The 20,455-nt window shown below is 68.3% G+C and carries 5 protein-coding genes; 4 read left to right on the top strand and 1 reads right to left on the bottom strand.

Annotation, left to right across the window (positions count from 1 at the left end):
• The first annotated feature begins 110 nt into the window (after positions 1 to 110).
• The gene (locus OM076_RS07780; RefSeq protein WP_270038932.1) at positions 111 to 11,018 is read left to right on the top strand and encodes a Tc toxin subunit A-related protein; all 10,908 of its coding nucleotides are present in this window, start codon (positions 111 to 113) and stop codon (positions 11,016 to 11,018) included.
• A 9-nt stretch (positions 11,019 to 11,027) separates the two neighbouring features.
• Positions 11,028 to 18,341 (top strand): SpvB/TcaC N-terminal domain-containing protein, encoded by a 7,314-nt coding sequence (locus tag OM076_RS07775; protein ID WP_270038931.1) that lies wholly within the window; start codon positions 11,028 to 11,030, stop codon positions 18,339 to 18,341.
• A 480-nt stretch (positions 18,342 to 18,821) separates the two neighbouring features.
• Here OM076_RS07775 and OM076_RS07770 read toward each other — a convergent pair whose 3' ends face one another.
• The gene (locus tag OM076_RS07770; RefSeq protein WP_270038930.1) at positions 18,822 to 19,067 is read right to left on the bottom strand and encodes a hypothetical protein; all 246 of its coding nucleotides are present in this window, start codon (positions 19,065 to 19,067) and stop codon (positions 18,822 to 18,824) included.
• A 167-nt stretch (positions 19,068 to 19,234) separates the two neighbouring features.
• On the opposite strand from OM076_RS07770, the gene OM076_RS07765 reads away from it, so the two are divergent.
• Together OM076_RS07765 and OM076_RS45945 are read left to right on the top strand one after the other, a co-directional pair.
• Positions 19,235 to 19,444 (top strand): hypothetical protein, encoded by a 210-nt coding sequence (locus tag OM076_RS07765; RefSeq protein WP_270038929.1) that lies wholly within the window; start codon positions 19,235 to 19,237, stop codon positions 19,442 to 19,444.
• Between the two features lie 85 nt (positions 19,445 to 19,529).
• Positions 19,530 to 20,453, top strand: coding sequence for a type IV toxin-antitoxin system AbiEi family antitoxin domain-containing protein (locus OM076_RS45945; protein ID WP_270038928.1), 924 nt, complete (start codon positions 19,530 to 19,532; stop codon positions 20,451 to 20,453).
• The last annotated feature ends 2 nt before the right edge of the window (positions 20,454 to 20,455 follow it).

The following is a 20,455-nucleotide window of genomic DNA, read 5'->3' as shown; positions in this document are numbered from 1 at the left end:
ACGGGGCGCTGTCGGACACGACGATCGATGCCCTATCGAAGACGGCAAAGATCGACAGGCCGCAGGTCGAATCGCTCGCCCGAGGTATCGGCCTTCTCGCGGAGAATCAGGTGCCGCTGTCACTCCTCGACGCCGGTGTCCGCGGCCTTTCGTCCTCCGCCGACCGGGCCGCTCCGATCGAGAACTTCTTCCCGGTGGCGTATGCCGCCGCAGTGTCGCATCGCACCGGGGTTCCGTACGAACTGCTCTTCCACGCGCTGCCCGCGACGACACGCTCCGCGGATGACGTCGATCCCGTGGCGCTGCGCTCGTCGCTGAGCGGCGGGGAGGCGACGGCGCCGCTGGTCTCGTCCTCGGAGCTCGACCGCATCATGGATGAGGTCGAAGGCTTCCGCGCGCACGTGCCGTTCGAGCAGCTCGTGCTCGCGGATCTCGCCGGCGGCGTCGGTGCGAGCGAACGGGCGCCGCTGCTCGCACGGCTCACCGACATGAAGGTCACGACCCCGGCCAAGTTGCTCGCTTTGTCCTCTGAGGCGGCCTGGGCGGACGAGCTGAACACCGCGGAGCGGCTTGCGGTCAAGTCGCTCGAGGATCATGCGCAACTCGGTCTGCTCAACCTGTCGGGCGCGGGACGCAAGGCGCTGATCGAGGCCGGGTTCGCGGGCCCGACCGACGTCGCGTCCGAGCCCTTCGTGTCGTTTGAGCAAAAGCTCGCTCCGCTGCTCGGACCAATCGAGACGGCCCGGATTCATGACGCCGCGAGCCTGCAGAAGCCGTTTCTCGACTTCGTGGCGGCCGGGCTGAAATTGGCACCGCAACCAGCGCTGGGATCGTCGTCCTATGCGGCGAGCGCGATGTCCGCGTCGGGTGAGGATGCCGCCGACTGCGGGTGCGGCGATTGCGAAGCGGCCACGAGTCCCGCCGCGTATCTCGCGGACCTCATGTCATACGCGAACGCCAAGCTGTCCTGGCAATACGACCCATCGTTCGCGGCGCAACCGACCACGCCCAGCTTTCTCTCCGGCCTGCTCGAGCAGCGCATCACGGATTTCCGGACCGACTGCGAGTCCGTCGATCAGACGATCTCACAGATGCGGCTGTGCATCGAGTCATTGCTGGCGCTCATCGGCGAGAACCTGGATGGGAGCCCCGACGTCGCGTGTTGCCCGCTCAAGCGCCGGGTCTCCTTCGCCTTCGCCGCCGACGTGGACGGCGACGGTCAGGACGAGCTGATCCTCGGCTTCGATGCGGACTACGACGCGTTGCTCACCGCTCGGGAACCCGTCGGGACGGGCGTATGGGTGATGCGATACGCCAAGTCGACAGGACGCTGGGTGCACTTGGCCGCCGGGTCGGATCCCACGGCGGCGACGTTCTATCTGCCGCGCGGGCTGCGCGTGAAGTCTGCCTTCGCGGGGAAATTCAAACTGGAGACGGCGGGTACCCACAGCGATCGCCGGCAACTCGCGCTCGTCATCGAGGACCCCAGTGAGGGTGGGCTCCCCGTCTGGGTGCTCGAGTTCGACGCGACCACGCGCCTCTGGAAGCACGTGAACCCCGGCCCGCTCGGAGTGAGCGTCGAGCCGGGCGGCACGTTCGACCCCGACGTGTTCGACTTCATGTTCGCGCCCGTGGGAGCGAACATGACCGGCTGTTTCGCGGCGGACATCGATCACGATGGCGTCGACGAGTTCATCGCCTACGGCACCACGCCCACGCATCTGAATGCGTTCTGGGTCTACAAGCGGCGGCCGCAGTCGTGGGACACCGTTGGCCCTGTCGGAGCGCTCTACGACGTAGCGTTCGTCTGCCACGCCCCGGCTGCTGGAGCCTCCACGTATCCGATCAAGCTCGCGCTGGCCGGCGACGTCGACCGCGACGGCGTGATTGAGATCGTCGCGTTCCCCGACGCTACGGGCAGGCAGGGGCGCAGTCCCTGGATCATGAAATGGGATGCGGCCAACAGCGTGTGGACGCACCTGGCGCCCACCAGCGCGCGGAACCTCGGCGCGGACGTCGACCTCGGCGCCGCACCCTTGGCGGCCGCACACGTCGTCGTCGGGGGCGTGACCGGTATCGGCAGCGTGGAGCTTCTGGTTGCGCCGGAGGCGACCGTCGGAGCTGACCCCAATCGCTTCGATGTCTACACCTATGCGCCTGTCGGGTACCCGGTGCCCGACGAGCCCGCGTTCAACGAGTTGGCGCCGGTCAACTGCTCGCCAACGCTCGACCGGGTGAGTTTCGTGATCGCGGCGGATGTGGACGGCGACGCGCGCGACGAGTTGGTCGTCCTGACGCGAGACGCCAAGGCCGCCTGGATCATGGACCGGACGACCGCCGGGGTCTGGCAGCACCTGAGCCCGCTCGTGGGTCATCCGGTCGCGGCCGATCTCGACTGGGCGCCAGGCGGTCGTCATCCGGCGAGCTTCGCGTTCGCCGCAAACGTCGACGGCGACAGCCAGGATGAGATCGTGGTCGTCGGAAGCGACTGCACCGAGATCTGGGTCCTCAAATACCGTGAGGCCACGAAGGACTGGGGGCACGTCCGCGCGCCGGAATCGCACGAGGGCCGCTACGAGACGGCGGCGTACCTCGCGCTCTTGACCGAACTCGGAACGTCGTACGACGAAGTACGCCTGACCGGCAGTGGCGACGTGGCGGACCGGCGCGCGCTGGCCGATCGGCTGGCGCTCTCGCTCGGTCCGCGGACCGGCCCGGCCGGTGATCGGCTGGATCGGTTGGCCAACGATCCGACGTCCATCACCGAGCAGCGGATCGAAGAACTGTTCGGGCTGGTCAACACCCGCCGCGACGCGCTGTCGAGCGTGGCCGTGTCGGGCGACACGCAAGCGCAGACCAGTCAGTGGCGCTTTCAAGGTCTCGACTGGTCGGCCGACCCGGCGGCGTCGGCGACCGACAACGACGGAGCGATGTACTGCAAGCTCGCGCTGAACACCGTCACGAGCAAGGTGACAGTCGAGTTGTACCGCAACGCCGCACAGCAGACGGCGGTGGCAACGGGCGTGGGTCCTCGCGCCGGGAACGTGTCTCTGACGGCGCTCAACGGAAGTGGTCTCTCAGGAAGCGTGAAGCTCGACTACAAGGCCGATACGAAGGCCATCGTCCTCACCGCGCTGCCCCAGGTCGGGGTCTGGCAGGCCATGCGCTTGCGCGAGCAGTGGGACGAGGAAGACTGGCCGGCGGACGCGTTCTCGACCGGCAACGCGACCGCGGCATCCCCCCGGTTGCCGATCATCGATCCGGACGTCGCCGGGCCAGATGAATTTCGCCTGCCGTTGCCGAAGGCTACGACCGCTTCGCCCGACGGCGCGTTCGACCTCTGGCTGCGACGCCGCGCGTGGGTTGACGGGCTTCTCCACGACCTGCAATCGCGGCAGCCGGACCTCGACAGCATGTTCGCCTTTCTGCGTCCGCCTGCGTCGGCCCCGGTGCCGGACGACTACCCCTGGCGCCACGCGCCCCCGACGGCGGAGTTCGACGAGCTGTGCGACGACCTGTCAAACGGTGACGCCGCGACCGTTGAGCGAGCCAGAACCACGCTGACCTCGGACCTGCATCTCTCGGTCGACGCGTTCGTTCGGCTGATGGCATTGCGTGAGCAGAAACTGGCCGCGGCGCCGCCGTTGAGCGACGCGGAATGGGAAGAGGTCCGCTCCATCCTCGCTCAGGCCTACAAAGCGTCTCGTTTCGAGCGCTGGCGTAGCGAGGAGAGCGCGGCCGGGCTGAGGTTGGACGCCGAGTCCTTCATCGCGATGGCGTCGTCTCCGAGCGAGGGCGCCTGGCCGCCCGTGTCGTCCGCGACGGTCCCGTGGGTCGATCCGGAGCTCATCGCGATCACCGATCTGCCGCTTTCGCTGGCGGGCGTCGAAGGCCGGGAACTGTTCCGCCGCCGTAGCGCTGAACTGCGCACGAGCGCCGATGCGCTGCGGGCACGGCGGAGCGCCGGGCTCGAGGCGGTTCTGGTCGAGGGACTAGGCGCGGCGCCGGCGGCTGGACCCTGGATCGCGTGGATCGGTGTGCGCGCGGAGCGGCTGCAGCGATCCGACGCGGCTGTCGTCACCCAGGCGGAAGCCGATATCCACAGCGCCCTACCGGGCGTGTCGCTCTCGGTGTTTCGCCGGATGGCGGCGGTCACCGCGATGTCGGCGGCGGTGCTCTCCGAATCGCATTGGACCGACATCGACGCCGGTGCGAGGACCGTGCGCAAGCACCGTCTGCTGTATCCGACGTGGCGGACCGAGGAGACGGATCACGGACGATTCCCCTACTGGAAGACGCGTCGGGCGAGCCTTCCGCGCTGGCGCGCGCCGGTCGACTACCGCCTGCAATGGGAACAGGCGCTCCGCGGCCGAACTCGCCCCCCGGTGATGGATCCCGATTCCGTGCCGCTGGCGTGGATCCGCAGCCGCACGAGCCGCGCATTCATGCTCTATGCCGGCGGGTTCAACGCCGGAGCTCAGCCGCCGCGATCGCGCGAGCTCCGGTTGCGCGAAGACGCGATGCGAGCCGTTCTCACGGCGGCTCCGAGCGCGCTCGAAGGTCTCGACGGCGCCATCGTCGAAGCGCTGACCCCTGGCGCGGACGCCGCGCGTGTGCTCGCCGACATCGTCGCCCGCCGGCAGTCCGGGGGATTCGATCGTCTGCTCGGCGAGATCTTCGGCGAATCGGCAAGCGAGTTCGTTCCGTTGCTCGCCGCGCTCAATCAGGGCGGGGTCCCGGCGGCCACCGCCGAGCGGACGATTCTGCGGCAGTTGTGCTTCGGATCCCTCGACGCCTTTCGAGCCGTGGCGGGTGCGAAGCTGCCCGGCACCATGACCGCCCTGCAGTGGCAGGGCATCGAGCGCACGCTGGCCCGCGTTGAGACCGTCCGCTGGGTCGTTCTCGCCGAACGCCGTTCCACCGACACCGGTGTGAAGGTCCGCTCGATCGTCGAGCAGAGCGGCTTCTCGACGAGCGCTTGGCGCCGGCTATGCACAACGCGCAGCCTCGCTGCGCAAGGCACATCGGCGCTTCTGCCCGACGAGATCGACGAGGCGTTGGCGATCCTGATGCGCGCTGACAAGTCGCGGCGATACGGCCGGTGGCGCGACGAGGAGCGAGGGACGGGCACGGAGATCCCGATCCGACTCGGTCCGGATTCCTTCAGGGTGCCCGTATCCGTGGCATCGAGCGATGTCGCCGAGCCGTCGGCGTGGCGCGTGGTGCCCGCCGAAGCCCGGCAATGGCGCGACACACTGGACGCCCGCACCGCACAGCACGAAGGCCTGTTCACCGCTCTGCGCACGTCGGTGGCGCGCGTTGAGGACTTCGCCCTCCCGATCCTGCGCGATCGACTCGTCTCGCGGCTTCCGGTAGCGAGCGAAGCGAGCGACGCCGCGATGCGCTGGGTCGGGGACTATCTGCTGACCGACCCGCAGACCGGGTCGTGCCGCCGAACGACGCGCGTGGCGCACGCCATCGAGAGCATGCTCGCGTTGCTGTGGTCGGTTCGCAACGGGCAACTGAGCGACACCTACCCGGCGTTCCGTCTGGACGCCCGGACGTTTGACGACGACTGGCGGTGGATCGGCTCCTACACCACGTGGCGATCCGCGATCCTGGTCTATCTCTATCCGGAGAACCTGCTGATTCCGAGTCTGAACCGCAGGCGAACGCCGGCGTTCAGGACCCTCATCGAGCAGTTGCGCTCGGGTACCCGGCTGTCGTCCGGGGCGGCCAGACAACTGGCAACCGACTATTCGGACTACCTCCAAGACGTCTGCTCCCTCCGCCTGGGAGGCTGTGTCGAAGCGGGGACCGCGCACTTCCCGGATCGCGAGGAACATCCGGAGGGGGCCGTTCACACTGTCGCGTTCCTGTTCGGGGTCACCAGCAGCAGCAGGGTGTACTGGTGCATGCGCGACGAGCACGCGCGGACGCCGGACTTTGCGCAGTCGTTCTGGGAGCCGCTCGACGGCTTCTCCGGACCCGTGATCGACCTCATCGGCGCGACCGTTCAACTGCCTGCTAGCGGCGGCCACCCGACGACGCAGCACCCGAAGGTGTTCGTGTTCGCCAAGGTGGCGGGAGAGATCGGCGAGGCGCTCGAGTTCCTCCGGTACGACTTGGAGACGGGGGTCTGGGAGAGCGACGCGATACCGCTCGAGGTTCCGCGCAAGCCGATCTCGTTCACGGCCGCTTTGATGGCCACGGCGCGGACGTCTCCGCCGATGCTCGAATTGCGACCGCGGGCGCAGGACGTCGCCGGCGTGCAATACGAAGTGGCGTACCTCGCTCTCAACGCCACGGGCAATGGCTGGGCTCGTGAGGATCCCGAGTTCTCGTCGCGTGCTCTGGGTGCGTGGAGTCCCCTTGGCGCGACTGCCTCGCTCGACAACCCGGGGCCGGTGGCGATTCGACAGATCGTCGCCGGAGACTTCGACGCCGATGGCCGCGCCGAGCTCCTCGTCAGCGACACGCTGCAAGGTGCGGACGCGGCGGCGGCCAACGACTACTGGCTGCTCGACTACGAGAACGGTCAGTGGTCTCGCCGGCGCAACCTCAACTGCAGTGACGAGCTGGTGGCAGCCGGGTACGCGTTCGCAGGCGACGTGGACGGCGACGGCCGTGACGAGCTGATCGTCGCCGTCGATGATCTCAACCGCGATCGATTCTGGGTCATGCGCTACGACGGCGCGGCGTGGCAACACGTCGGCAAGTCGCCCACCCAGCTCTATGACCTCAACTGCTTCAGCTGGGACGTCACGGACCAGACCGCGCAGTTCGCGATTGCAGCTGAATTCGCGGTGTCGGGGCGCTTCTTCCCAGGCGACAACCGGGACTCGATCGCGGTCGCCATCAGCCCTGGCACCCACGCCGTGGGGATCAATGCCGTGAAGACCTCAACCGGCTTCTGGGTGTTCACGCTCAAGGGCGGCGTCTGGAAGCGCCAGGGGGTTCTGGGGCTCCTCTACGCAGCCTTCAACTGCTGTACCGATGTCAGTCAGACGTTGCGGGCGGCGTTTGCCGTCACGGGCGACTTCGATGGCGACGGGCTCGACGAGATCGCCGTCGCCGCCGCTCCCATGGACAGCAACAAGTCGCTCGGCAACGACTTCTGGGTCATGGATTTCCGCGGCGGAAGCTGGCAGCCGCTCGGTACGACGAGCGGCCCGGCGCAATCCGTCTTCGACCTCAGCGCGCAACCGGTCACAGCTGCGTTTGCGGTGGCCGGGGACTTCGACGGCGACGGTCGCGACGAGCTGATCGTCGCGCCCTTCGTGCCGGCCACGGGCACGCAGTCGCAGCTGTGGCACGTGGAGTACCGGCCGGGACCCGATCCCGGGAATCCGGCGAATGGGGGCAGTTGGAAGTCGACCACTCCCAATGGGCTCGGGCTCGCGTATGTGGCTGCGGGGGCGGTCGTCGGCGACTTCGACGGCGACGGACGCGATGAGATCGCGATCCTGCCGCTCTTCGGCAATGAGATCCAGATCGCCGACTACGACGTCGAAACGGATGAATGGCAGATCCTTTCGCCGCTCGGGAAGCTGACGTCCACCGCGGTCACGGCCTTCGCTGCCGCGGGGAACTTCGCCGGCGGCAGCAGCGCGGGCATCGCCACGGTCGCCGGCGCGCAAAGCGCGCAGTCATCTTCCGCGACGTGGCGCGGCGACTACGTGGGCAATGCCTTCGTGCAACTGGGCCCGTACATCATCAACAAGTACGTCGGCAGCGCGCAGAACCAGAAGTCGGTCTCGGCCAGCCTGTTCGTGGAGACCCAGCCGCTGGCGCAGTGCTCCTGCGTCGATTTCAAACCGGACTTCGCAGGCCCCTACACGGTTCGCGAACGTGCGGATTCACCGACGCGGCGAGCGCTCGTCGCCGAAACGCTCGCGATGAACCGCGCCAAGCCGTTGTCACAGCAGACGTATCTGCACGAGGCGTTCTACTCCGTCCCGCTGCAGATCGCCCTGGCGCTTCAGCGCGCGCACGACTACGCGGGCGCACTCGACTGGTTCCGCCTCGTCTACGACTACAGCCAGCCCATCGCGGAGCGCAAGATCTACACCGCCCTCGACGAGGTCGAGATCGGCGGCACGAACTTCGTCCGCGACCTGCTGCAGTGGGTGCAGGATCCGACCGACCCGCACGCGATCGCGTCGGCTCGCCCGGGAACCTACGCTCGCGGCACGCTGCTGCTCCTCATCCGGTGTCTCCTCGACTACGCCGACGCGGAGTTCACGCAGGACACCAGCGAGGCGATCGAACGCGCGCGCATCCTGTACGACACCGCGCTCGAGTTGCTGCGGCTTCCCGAGCTCGATCAGCGGCTCGGGGTGTGCGAGGACGTCATCGCGCGCATCCCCCTGGTCTCGACCGAGCCCGCCCTGGTGGCTGGGGCGAGGACGTTCTCGCTCGCGCTGCCGGCGGTGGGCAGCGCACGCGACATCGCGACCGGCGCGGACGCGATCTCCGCCGAGCTCGACCGCGACGACACCCCGATCCAGGATCGGCTGAGCAATGCGGAACACATCCTGGCGACGGCGTTGTCCGGCGCCGGTCGCGACACGGCGATCGGCGCAGTGCTCGAACGCGCGCGCAGCACCGGCGCCGCACAGCACAGGCGGCTCCTACAGGATGAAGGGGTTGCGCATTCGGTCGCCGCCCTAGCGGCGCTCGGAGCACTGAACGGAGGCGCGACGACCAATGGGAGCGGTTCCGCCGCGATGGCGGCCGCCACTGTGTCCCACAGCCCGAATAGCCTGCCGAGCCTCTATGCGCTGAACAACAAGCACGGCTTCTGCGTCGGTCCCAACCCGATGTTGAAGGCCCTCCGCTTCCACGCGGAGGTCAGCCTCTTCAAGATCCGGACCTGCCGGAACATCGCCGGGATGCGCCGCTCGCTGGACCTCTACTCGAGCCCGACCGACCAGACGTCCGGACTTCCGGTGATCGGCCTCGACGGGCAGCTGGTCCTCCCGCAGTCCGGACCGCTGATCGCCACGCCGTACCGGTATTCCGCGCTCATCCAACGCGCCAAGGAGCTCGCTGGGCACGCGCAGCAGATGGAAGGTCTCTTGCTGGCCGCACTGGAAAGGCGCGACGCGGAGGCGCTTACGCTGCTGCGGTCGCGCCAGGAGATCCAGGTCGCCCGCGCGGCCGTCCGCGTGCAAGAGCTCAGGATCACCGCGGCGCAGGATCGAGTCTCGCTCGCGGAGCTGCAGCAGGAGCGTGCCGCGATCGAGGGCGACCACTACCAGCAACTGCTGGATGCCGGCGAACTCGATCTCGAGCTCGACGCCATCGGCTGGCTCGAGCAGGCGACGCGCTACATCTACGCCGCCGCCGGGTTCGAAGGCGTCGCCGCGATGGCGCATTCGGTGGCGGCATCGGCCTACTCGTACTCGGCCGTGTACGCATTCCTCCCCGCCGCGATCTCCAGCGCCGTGGCAGGGGCCGCCGGCTCCACCGCCGCGGCCGCGTCAGCCACGGCGAGCGCCCTGTCGAGCCTGTCCCAGGCAGCGTCGACTTGGTCGCAGATCCGGCAGATTCAGGCCAGCCGTGAGCGCACGCGACAGGAATGGCAACTCCGCGTACAGCTGGCGCTTCAGGACCAACGGATCGGCGATCAGCAGATCCGCGTCGAGACCGATCAGGTGCGCATCGCCCAACAGGAGTTCGCCGTCAGCGATCTCCAGGCCGACAACGCCGACGCGATGCTGGACTTCCACATGCAGAAGTTCACCAACCTCGATCTCTACGACTGGATGAGCGGCATCCTGGAGCGGACGTATAGCTTCATGCTCCAGCAGGCCGCCGCGATGGCCCAACTCGCGGCCCGCCAAGTCGCGTTCGAACGGCAGGAGGGCTTGACGCCCGCCATCCACGCGGACTACTGGCAGCCGGCCGCCGACGGCCCGATCTCGGCGAACGGTGACACCGCGGCGCAGGACCGGCGCGGGTTGACCGGCTCGGCGCGGTTGCTGCAGGACATCGTCGCGCTCGATCAATGGGCGTTCGACAGCAACACGAGAAAATTGCAGCTGTCGAAGACGTTCTCGCTCGCGCAACTCGTCCCGCTCGACTTCGAACAGCTGCGGACGACGGGCGTCATGACGTTCAACACCCCGACCGGTCTCTTCGACTACGACTTCCCCGGGCACTACCTCCGCCTGATCAAGCGCGTCAGTGTCAGCGTCGCGGCGCTCACGCCGCCCGGACAGGGCATCCACGCGACGCTGTCGAACACCGGTGTCTCTCGTGTGGTCGTGGGTCCCGACGTGTTTCAGACGACGGTCGTGCGGCGCCAGCCCGAAACCATCGCATTGACGTCGCCGATCGGCTCGACCGGCGTGTTCGCCTTCGAGGCCCAGAGCGAGTTCGCGAACCCGTTCGAGTCCCAGGGGGTCGACACGACGTGGGAGCTGCGGATGCCGAAGGCGGGCAACTTCTTCGACTACACCACGCTCGCGGATGTGCTGCTGACGATCGACTACACGGCCCTCGACAGCGTGGACTATCGAGTGCAGGTGACCCGGCAGCTGGACCGCCGTTTCGTCGGAGACCGAGCGTTCAGCATGCGCAGTGACTTCGCCGATGCCTGGTGGGACCTCCACAATCCCGATCAGCAACCGTCGCCGTTCGCGACACACTTCGAGATCCGGCGCGAGGACTTCCCACCGAACCTCGAGGATCTCGAAATCGCTGAGGTGTCACTGCTCTTCGTCGCGGGCACGGCCGTACCCACCGAGGCCGTCCCGGCCGGGCTGAAATTCACCGAGACGGGAGCGACGACCGCCATCGGCGGCTCCGCGACGCCGGTTGACCACCTCGTCAGCACTCGCCGCGCAAACGGTGGCTCGTGGCGCCAGATCATCGGAAAGATTCCTGCGGGACGGTGGGACCTGACGCTGGTAGACAGCACGGAGACCCGAGAGTGGTTTGAGGGAGACGATCTGCTCGACATTCTGATCGTCGTCTCCTACGCCGGCCGCACGCCGGCGTGGCCGGCCTGAGCGCTGCCCATGGGCGACGCGAACAGCGCACCTGGTCAGACCATCTCGGTCCCGTCGAGCGGCGGCGGGGCCCGTGGGTTGGGGGAGACATTCACGCCCAATCTCCAGACGGGAACGGGCAACCTCACCATTCCGATCAGCCTCCCGGGGGGACGATGCGGAATGCAGCCCGGACTCGATCTCCTCTATAGCTCGGGCAGCGGCAACGGCGCGTTCGGGCTCGGCTGGAACATGGCCGTACCCGGGATCTCGCGCAAGACGTCTCACGGCGTGCCGCGCTACCACGGCGAGGATTCGTTTCTGCTCTCCGGGGCTGAGGATCTCGTCGCGGTGGAGATGGTCGGCGACGGCACGCGCTACCGCCCTCGGACGGAAGGCCTCTTCGCCTCGATCGTGCGGCACGGCCGCGACGACACCGTCTCCGGCGCGCATGACTACTGGCAGGTGGAGGCCAAGGACGGGACCATCGCCCGCTACGGCACGCCGCGTCCGGCCGGCGCGCCGTCTTCCTGGCGGGACCCGGCCGCCACCGCGGACCCGAGGCAGCCACGTCACATCTTCGCGTGGGCCCTGACATGGACGTCGGATCCGCATGGCAATGTCGTCGAGTACGAGTACGACGCGGACGAGGGCGCATCCGCGGGACACGAATGGCGACGCCCACTACTGCGCGGGATTCGCTACGCCGACTACGACGCGCCCGATGGGTCGATCGCGTTTCTCGTGAGCGTCGCCCTCGAGTCCGAGGACAGACCCGACCAGTTCTCCGCCTACACGTCCGGCTTCGAGATCCGCACATCCCGGCGCTACCGGTCGTTGACGACGACCGTGCATCCCGGTGTCGCGCAACTCGTCAGGAAGTACGAGTTCGCCTACACACAGGACGAGTACACGGGCGTCTCGATGCTGTCGAGCGTTGCCGCGATCGGATTCGACGACGACGGCGCACCGCACCGCGACCTGCCGGCCGTACGCCTCGGGTACGGTCGGCTCGATCCGACCGATCGTCGCTTCGAGCCGATCGGCGGGGCCGACCTTCCAGGACTCTCGCTCGCGCGCCCCGAGTGCGAGTTGGTCGACTTGACCGGCAACGGTCTGCCGGACATCCTCGAGCTCAACGGGATCGCGCGCTACTGGCAGAATCTCGGTGGCGGCGTGTTCGACCGGCCCCGTGCGATGGCGCGGACCCCTGCCGGGATCAGCCTTGACGACCCGGATGTGCAGTTGCTCGACGCCGACGGGGACGGCCGCGCCGAGCTGGTGGTCACGTCGGAGGCGCTCGCGGGCTTCTTCCCGCTGAGGTTCGGGCCTTCGTGGGGGCCGTTCCAGCGCTATCGCTCGATCCCGAGCACGGGACTCAAGCATCCGGCCATGAGGCTTGTCGACTTGACCGGCGACGGTGTGACCGATGCGGTCGTGGTGGGCGATCGACCTCGGTGCCTATTCAGCCGGCCAGACGTCGGATGGAGCGGGTCGTTCGCGGCACGCTTCGCGTCCGATCCAACCGGAGGCGGGCCACCGCCGCTCTTCGCTGCGGACCCGCGCGTGCGCTGGGCCGACATGTCCGGAGACGGGCTCCGTGACGTCGTCTCGATCGAGCGCAGCTCGCTGAGCTATTGGCCGAATCTCGGACATGGCTCGTGGGGCGCTCGGATACGCATGCGCGCCGCCCCCCGGCTGCCTTTCGATCACGATCCCGCGCGCGTCCTGCTCGGTGACGTCGACGGCGATGGACTCGCGGACCTCGTGTATGCGGCAGGCGGCGAAGTCGTCGTGTGGTTCAACCGCGGCGGGAACTCGTGGAGCGAGCCGGTGACCGTTCGCGGCGTCCCCGGCGGTGATTGGGACATACGCCTCGCGGACGTTCTCGGCATCGGGACCAGCGGCGTGCTGTTCAGCCGCGACGGTGCCCGCGGAGGGCCCTCACGCGAGGCGATGTACTTTCTCGACCTCAGCGGGAGTGCGGACGCCCGGATGCTGACCGAGGTGGACAATCAGCTCGGAGCCGTGACCCGGATCGCGTACCGCTCCTCGACGACCTTTGCCGCGGCGGACGCCGCCCGACCGGCGACGCACTGGCGGACCGTGCTGCCGTTCCCGGTCAAGGTCGTCGAGCAGGTCGAGGCGATCGACAGGCTCTCGGGTGGGAAGTTGACGACGTCGTTCCGTTATCGGCACGGATACTGGGACGGGGACGATCGGGAGTTTCGCGGGTTTGCCTACGTAGAGCAGATCGACACCGAGACGTTCGATGCCTATCACGGCGAGGGGTTGCATGGATCGCTGCCGTTTACGCCGGTGGCGCGCCAAGCCTTCTCCCCGCCAAGGCGTACGAAAACGTGGTTCCACGTCGGCGCCCACGACTCCGAGGCAGGAGGTCAGGAGGCGGAACTCGACCTGTCAGCGGAGTTCTGGCGAGGCGATCCGCCGCTCCTGCACCACGCCGACGGCATGAAGGCCTTTCTCCGCGGGCTGCGCGATGCTTCCGGTGGGATCGACCATGCGGCGCGCAAGGGCGCGCTGCGAGCGCTGAGAGGCCGGGTTCTGCGGACGGAAGTCTTCGCGGTCGACGGGTCAGTACGGGAGAGCAAGCCCTACACCGTCACCGAACACGCGTACCGCGTGCGCGAGGAGCCGTCCTTGCCGGAGGCGCGATCACATCGGGTGTTCTTTGCGGCGGAGGAGGCACAGCGCGTCACCCGGTGGGAACGCGGGAACGACCCGTTGACCCGCTTCACGTTCACCGGGGAGCACGACCCGTGGGGCCAGCCCAGACGCTTCACGCAGGTCGCCGCGCCGCGGAGGTCGGCATGCCGGCGGCCGGTGACGGCGGCTGCCGTCGGCGATATCGATCCGGACCCTGTCGAGGCCCTGGCGACGCACACGCGCACCGTCTACGCGACTCCGCCCGCCGGCGTGGGGATTCACGACCGCGTCGCCGACGTATCCACGTACGAGCTGGTCGCGGCTCCCACCGTCATGGAAACGGCGGCGGACGACGTCCAGATGGTGCTGATCGACCAGACGCGTACCGCGCGCGAGGTCGCTACGACGTTCGACGCGTTGAGACCCGCCGACGTCAACCGCATCGGGCATGTGGTCCACCACTACGACGGCAACGCGTTCGCCGGCCTGTCACCTCGTCAGCTCGGCGCCCGAGGCCTGTTGACCCGCAGCGAGCGGCTGGTCTTCACCGACCCGATGCTCCGCGGCGCGTACGGGAGCCTGCATCCACAGGCCCTCGGCGGCGCCGCTCCGCCGCCCAACGGCGCCCCCGCCGGAGGGCTTGGCTCACTCGGATACGTATGGCGGAGCGCGGGACCCGTCTACGCGGCGGGTTGGTACGCCGACACGCTCGTCCAGGCGCACGACGTCCAACGCTCGACCGCCGCGAGCCCGCTGCCCGGACGAGGCCTCGTGATCGCGTTTCGTGACCAGCTCGGACACGAGAGTGAAATGACGCCGGACGCGTATTGGCTGCTTCCCACGCGACTCCGCGACGCCGCGGGCCTCGAGGTCTCCGCGACATACAACTACCGCGCGGGGCGGCCCAGTCGTGTCACTGACGCGAACGGCACGACGACCACGGTCCGGTACGACGCGACAGGTGTGGTCGAGGCCGTCGTCGTCGTCGGCCGTGACGGGGCGGGGGACACCCCGGAGCGGCCCTCGACGCTCTACCGGTACGACCTGAAGGCCTTTGCCGAACGCGGTCAGCCCATCTCGCTCCGGACGCAGCAGCGGATACGGCGAGCGAGTGATGGCGCCTCAGACGCCATTCGCGAGTCCTACCAATACTCGGACGGCTTCGGCAGAGCGCTGCAATCGCGTGTTCAGGCAGATCCGCTCACGTTCGGCGTCGACGGGGCCGACAGCGGACTTCGGGGCGCCGGCGCGGCCGGCCCCGCCACCGCCGGCCAGGTCGCCGACCGCTGGGCCGTGAGCGGCTGGGAGGCGCTCGACAACCACGGGCGCGTCATCGAGTCCTATGAGCCGTTCTTCGCCCCCGGCGCGGACTACCAGCCCGAAGTCGACGCGCGGCGGGGCAGGCGTGTCGCCCATTTCTACGATCCCTTGGGCAGGCCCACCCGCACCGTCAACCCGGACGGCTCGCAGCGGCTCCTCGTCGCCGGCCTGCCGCCGGATCTCGGCGCGCCTGGTGTCGTTGAGCCGACCCCGTGGGTGGCGACGGCATACGACGAGAACGACCTGGCCTCGCTCTCGAACGCTCCGGCGGGTGTGTCACTCGCCGACCGTGCGCCGACGCGACACCACCTCACCCCCGCCACGACGATCGCCGACGCTCTCGGCCGGACGGTCGCAGCGCTCGCACGCGGAGGAGACGGGCCGCAGTCGGACCTTCTCACCCGGACGTCGTACGACATCCGTGGGAACGCGCTCGCGATCATCGACGAGCGCGGGCGGACCGCGTTCCAGCACACCTACGACCTCGCAGATCGGCTCATGCGGGTCACGACTCTGGATGGCGGGTCACACATATCGGTCATGGACGCCGCCAGTAACAGCGTGCTCGCCAGCGATGCCCGTGGCGCACTGGTGCTGCGGGTCTTCGATGTGCTCAATCGTCCGGCCCGTCTGCTGGCACGCGAGGACGCAACGGCACGGTTGACCGTCCGCGAACGCATCACCTATGGCGATGCACTGCCTCCGGGCGCGGGCCGTAACGCCGCGATCGCGGCCCAGGCGCTGGGCCGCGTCCGCGTGCATGACGATGAGGCCGGGCGCGTCGTGATCAATCAGTACGACGAGGTCGGAAGAGCCCTTTCACACACGCGCACGGTCGTGTCGAACGCCGCGCTCGCCGCGGGGTGGGAGCCCAACTGGAGCGCACCCGGGGCGGACTCCGCCTTGGAGCCCGGCGGCTCTAAGTCCACGTGCAGCTTCGACCTGCTCGGTCGTCCCCTCCAACTTCGAGTTCCAGGCGGTCAGACCATCGTGCCTCGCTACGGGCGATCAGGTCAACTCGAGTCGGTGTCGGTCGACGGTGTGCCGATCGTGAAGTACATCGCGTACAACGCACGTGGCGAGCGCGTGTTCCTCGAACGCGCGAACGGGCTCGTGACGCGGTACGCCTATGATCCCGACAGGTTCCGGCTCACCCGGATGCGCACAGAGCGAATGACGCGGTCAGGCCAGACCTGGTCCTCCGCGGGCGTCCTCCTGCAGGATCTGACGTACAGCCATGACCTCGTCGGCAACGTCGTCCGGATCGACGATCGCACTCCCGCGAGTGGCATCGCGGGAACGCCGGCTGGTCGAGACCGGCTCGTACGCAGATTTGGCTACGACCCGTTCTACCGCCTGACATCGGCGACCGGACGCGCTTGCGCCGACATCGGCGGCCAGCGTTCGCTGCGGGACGCCCCACGCTGCGGCGCCATCGGCGCCTCCTATGCCCGGCGACCGGTTGTGCCCGACCAGCACAACGCGCCTGACCTCACCGCGGGCTACGTCGAGTCCTACCGGTACGACGAAACGAACAATCTCCTCGACCTCCACTACCGTCCTGCGAGCGGAGCGGGCTGGCACCGGCTGTTCGGCGTGGGTGGGGAGGCGGTGGGCGATTCCGCGAATGCCCCCAACAATCGGTTGACGAGTGTTCGCAATCCCGGCAGCGCTCTGCTCAAGCTCGACTACGACGCCGCGGGCAACCTGCACACCGAGGGCGGGACCCAGACACTGCGCTGGGATTACACCGGGCGCATGGTGGGCTTCACTGTGCAGGCCGGTGCGGGCACGTCGATGCGTGCTCGCTACCTCTATGGCGCGGACGGAATGCGCGTGAAGAAGTGGATTCGCCGCGGCGCGGCCGACGATGAAGACACGATCTACCACGGCGAGCTTTCCGAACAACACAGCTGGAGCGCCGGCGGCGGTGGAGTGAGCGATGTGCTGCACGTGCACGTTGGAGCATCACGTGCAGCCGTGATCAGAACCGGTGACCGTCACCGCCGCGATTTCGGCCCGCCGCTGCGCTATGAGTTGGGCGATCACCTGGGCAGCTCGGCGGTCACGGTGGACGAAGCCGCGACGTGGGTGAGCCGAGAGGAATACTTCCCCTTCGGTGAGACGAGCTTCGGCGGTTTCGCGCATAAACGCTACCGCTTCCAAGGCGTCGAGCGCGATGAAGAATCCGGCCTTTCGTGTCACGGCGCCCGGTACTACGCGGCGCCCTTGGCCCGCTGGACCGCTCTCGACCCGGCCGGCCCTGTAGAGGGCCCGAATCGCTACGTGGCGTTCCGCAACAACCCGATCTCGAACGCCGACACTTCAGGCTGCCAGTCGAATGAGTCGGGGAACATCCTGAACGGCACCTCGTCAGCCAACGGGGCAGGCGGGGCAGAGGGCAGCAGCGGGGCAGGGGGCGCCGCCGGGACGGGGGGCGCCGGCGGGGGAGGGGGCGCCACCGGGGCAGGCGGCGCCGGCGGGGCAGGGGCCGCCGGCGGGGCAGGGGGCGCCGGCGGTGCACAGGGCGGGAACGGTGCCTCGGCACCAGCGCCGAGCGCGCCATCCGACGCGCCTGACCCCTACGGCCAGACCATGTGTTACGACCTCAAGCTGCCGTTGCTGCCTCCGCTGATCGGCGAGATCACCGACGCGCAGCGAGCGCGGCACGTAGCGTTGGACGGCCCGCAGTGGCAGGCCCGCCCGTCTGGCCCCCGTGCGACCGACGACGCGTTCCTGAAGGACATGCAGCGGACGGGACAGAACGCGGCCATCAATTCAGTCGCAGGCGCCGTGCTCGGGGGTCCGACGGTGGCCACCCTGTTCACGAGACAGGCTGTGATGTCAGGTCTCACTTCGTCCGGCTTCAATGTGCTCAACCAGTATTCCCAGCACGGAACCAACCTTTCGGCCTATAACGTCGAGAGCATTCCGGTCGACTATGTCCTCGGCGCCTTTTCGAGCCGATACGTCACCGGAGTGTGCAGCCTCTATCAACCGTTCTCGCGCGACGCTCTCACTGGCGCACTGAAGTTCAGCTTTGCGACCTTCGGTTCACAGCAGGCCAGGATCATCCCCTACATCATGATGAGCTCGGCGGCTCGTGCGACCGTGCTCGATGTCGACTCGGCAAAGAATCTCAAGTCGTCACTCGCAAACACGCTCGGCGCAGCGATCCAGAGCGTGCTCATGCAGTGGTTCTTGAAGTCGGACGTGGGCACGGCGAAGTTCCCGATGGGACAGAACGACGGGGTCATCATCGTTGTGAACAGGGCCCTCAGCTCCCTAAGAAGCTGGGGCGTGGGAAAGATCTGGAATGTCAACGCGTCGAATGAACCGGCGCCGTCGACGCACTGATCAGCGAGGGACGATGCCTACGCCCACTGACCATGAGGTGGTGTACGCGGCGCTGCGAACCCGCGACGCGCTCCGTGGCGCAGCCTCGAGACGCTGCGCCAATTGCTGCTGAGAAGGGGCGGCTGCACACTCCTCGGGCCCCAGCAGATCGGCACAGCAGCCGCTTTGTACACGCATCGTGAGTGCTTCGACGTCTCGAACGATCAGATGGCGGGCGAGGCGGCGCTCGGGCAGACGCCCGTGACGACGCCTGGCTTCCGGTCGCGCCGGTCGTGTTCGACTGGCCGCAGCCGGTCGTGCCGATGTCGACCTGTTCGCGGGCGGCGGCCGAAACCGCAGGCCGTCCGCCCCGGCGCCGGTCCTCCCGGTACGCGGCCCGCTCGTGGGTGAGTTCGCCTACGTCGGTGAGCTCATGCCCCGACGGCGAAACAACTTCTCGAGCGTTGCGGCTTGCCCGTCCTGAGCCATCCCGCGTCGGACCTACAGGATGGCGATGTGGTCGCTCCAGTCGTCGCCGAGCGCGTTCAGGAGCTCCGCGAGATGTTCGCGCGCGTCGTCGCGTTCGCGACCGAGCGGGATGCGGGCGTGGCCGGTTTCGTTCCAGGGCACCGGGGGCTCGATCGCCAGCGAGCTCTGGAGCCGCTCGAGCAACTCGTCCGCGCGCGGGCCCGGGCGCCGACGCTGCAGGTCGATCATCGCCATGGCCATCGTCAAAGTGTCGCGCATCGGCGTCCTCATTGCGGCGGGGTAGCCTGGGCCCTATCGACGCTGCCACCGACATATAGATCGTCGTGGACAACACGGCGGGCGGCGATCGGGACTTTGCCGCCGAGGTTGCTCGCCTACTCGGTGCGCGCGGGTTAGCCGTCGAGGTTCGCGGGCCGAGCGGGCAGGTGCGCTTCGACACGGCGGTCCACCTGGTCTCGACGGGGATCGCCATTCGCGTCTCGAAGGTTCCGGAACCGTCGGTGCTGGTCGCCATCGAGCACGACGTGCGGGCCGCGCTGCAGCACCGCCCGAGCGAGCGCCGGCGCACACGGAGCGTGCCCGTGCACCTCGGCGACACCGTGCGCGTGCTCGAGTGGATCGACATCTTCGACTGACGGTGCGCAAAGCCGTGACTGAATTGGCACAGTTTCGGCACAGTCGCGTCTTGTTCCGTTCAGGCGCGGGTCGCAGGCTTGACGGGTGGGGTCAAAAGATCACGCCACGCGCAACCGAGGGTCCTCACCCGACAAGCGAATCGCCGATATCGCCGCCCGCCAGCACGGGCTCGTCCGGATACAGGACCTTCGCGCGATCGGCGTGAGCGCGGCCGCGGCGAGCCGGCGGCGGGCGCGCGGGCTGCTGCACCGCGTCCATCGAGGGGTCGACGCGGTCGGACACGTGGCGCTCTCGCGAGAGGCGCGCTGGCTGGCGGCGGTGTTCGCTGCCGGGAAGGGCGCGGCGCTGAGCCATCTTGCGGCCGCGGAGTTCTGGCGGCTTCGAGGTGCGAGGGGGTCGATCACCGTGGTGGCGCCGCGCAGAGTCCGGATCGAGGGCGTCCGCGTGTATCGCTGCAACCACCTGGACCCGCGCGATGTCACGATCCGCAATGGCATCCCGGTGACGACGGTTGCGCGGACGATCGTCGATCTCGCGGAGGTCCTGACCGTCAGCCAGCTCACGAACGTGATGTACGAGGCCGAGCACTGGAACCTGCTCGATCTCGATGCCGTGCGGGCGACCGCCGAGCGCCTGCTCGGCCGACATGGCATCGCCGTCCTCGAGGAAGCGATCGACGCCCACCTCAAAGGCAGCGCCGGGACCAAGAGTGACAAGGAGGACGAGTTCCACGCACTGCTCGGCGACCGGGTGCCGAAACCGATCGCCAACGTCAAAGTGCTCGGCCACGAAGTCGACGCCTTTTGGCCCGAGTTCAGGCTCGTCGTCGAGGTCGACGGGCCTGGGCACGAGCGGCCTCGCGCGCGCCGCAGGGATCGCAGTCGCGACCGGGACCTGCGTGATGCGGGCTACGTCGTGCTGCGGTTCACGGATGTCGAGATCGAGCAGCGGCCGGGCACTGTGCGCGCCACGCTCCGCTCGGCGATGAACGGCATGCCCACGGGGTGATG

This window comes from Solirubrobacter ginsenosidimutans, assembly GCF_027587205.1.
The sequence above is the reverse complement of the archived record's forward strand: the minus strand, read 5'-3'. Positions and strand labels throughout refer to the sequence as shown.

Coding starts and splice junctions, on each gene's coding strand:
- OM076_RS07775 (WP_270038931.1), top strand. CDS start 11,028: ATGGGCGACGCGAACAGCGCACCTGGTCAGACCATCTCGGTCCCGTCG.
- OM076_RS07770 (WP_270038930.1), bottom strand. CDS start 19,067: ATGCGCGACACTTTGACGATGGCCATGGCGATGATCGACCTGCAGCGT.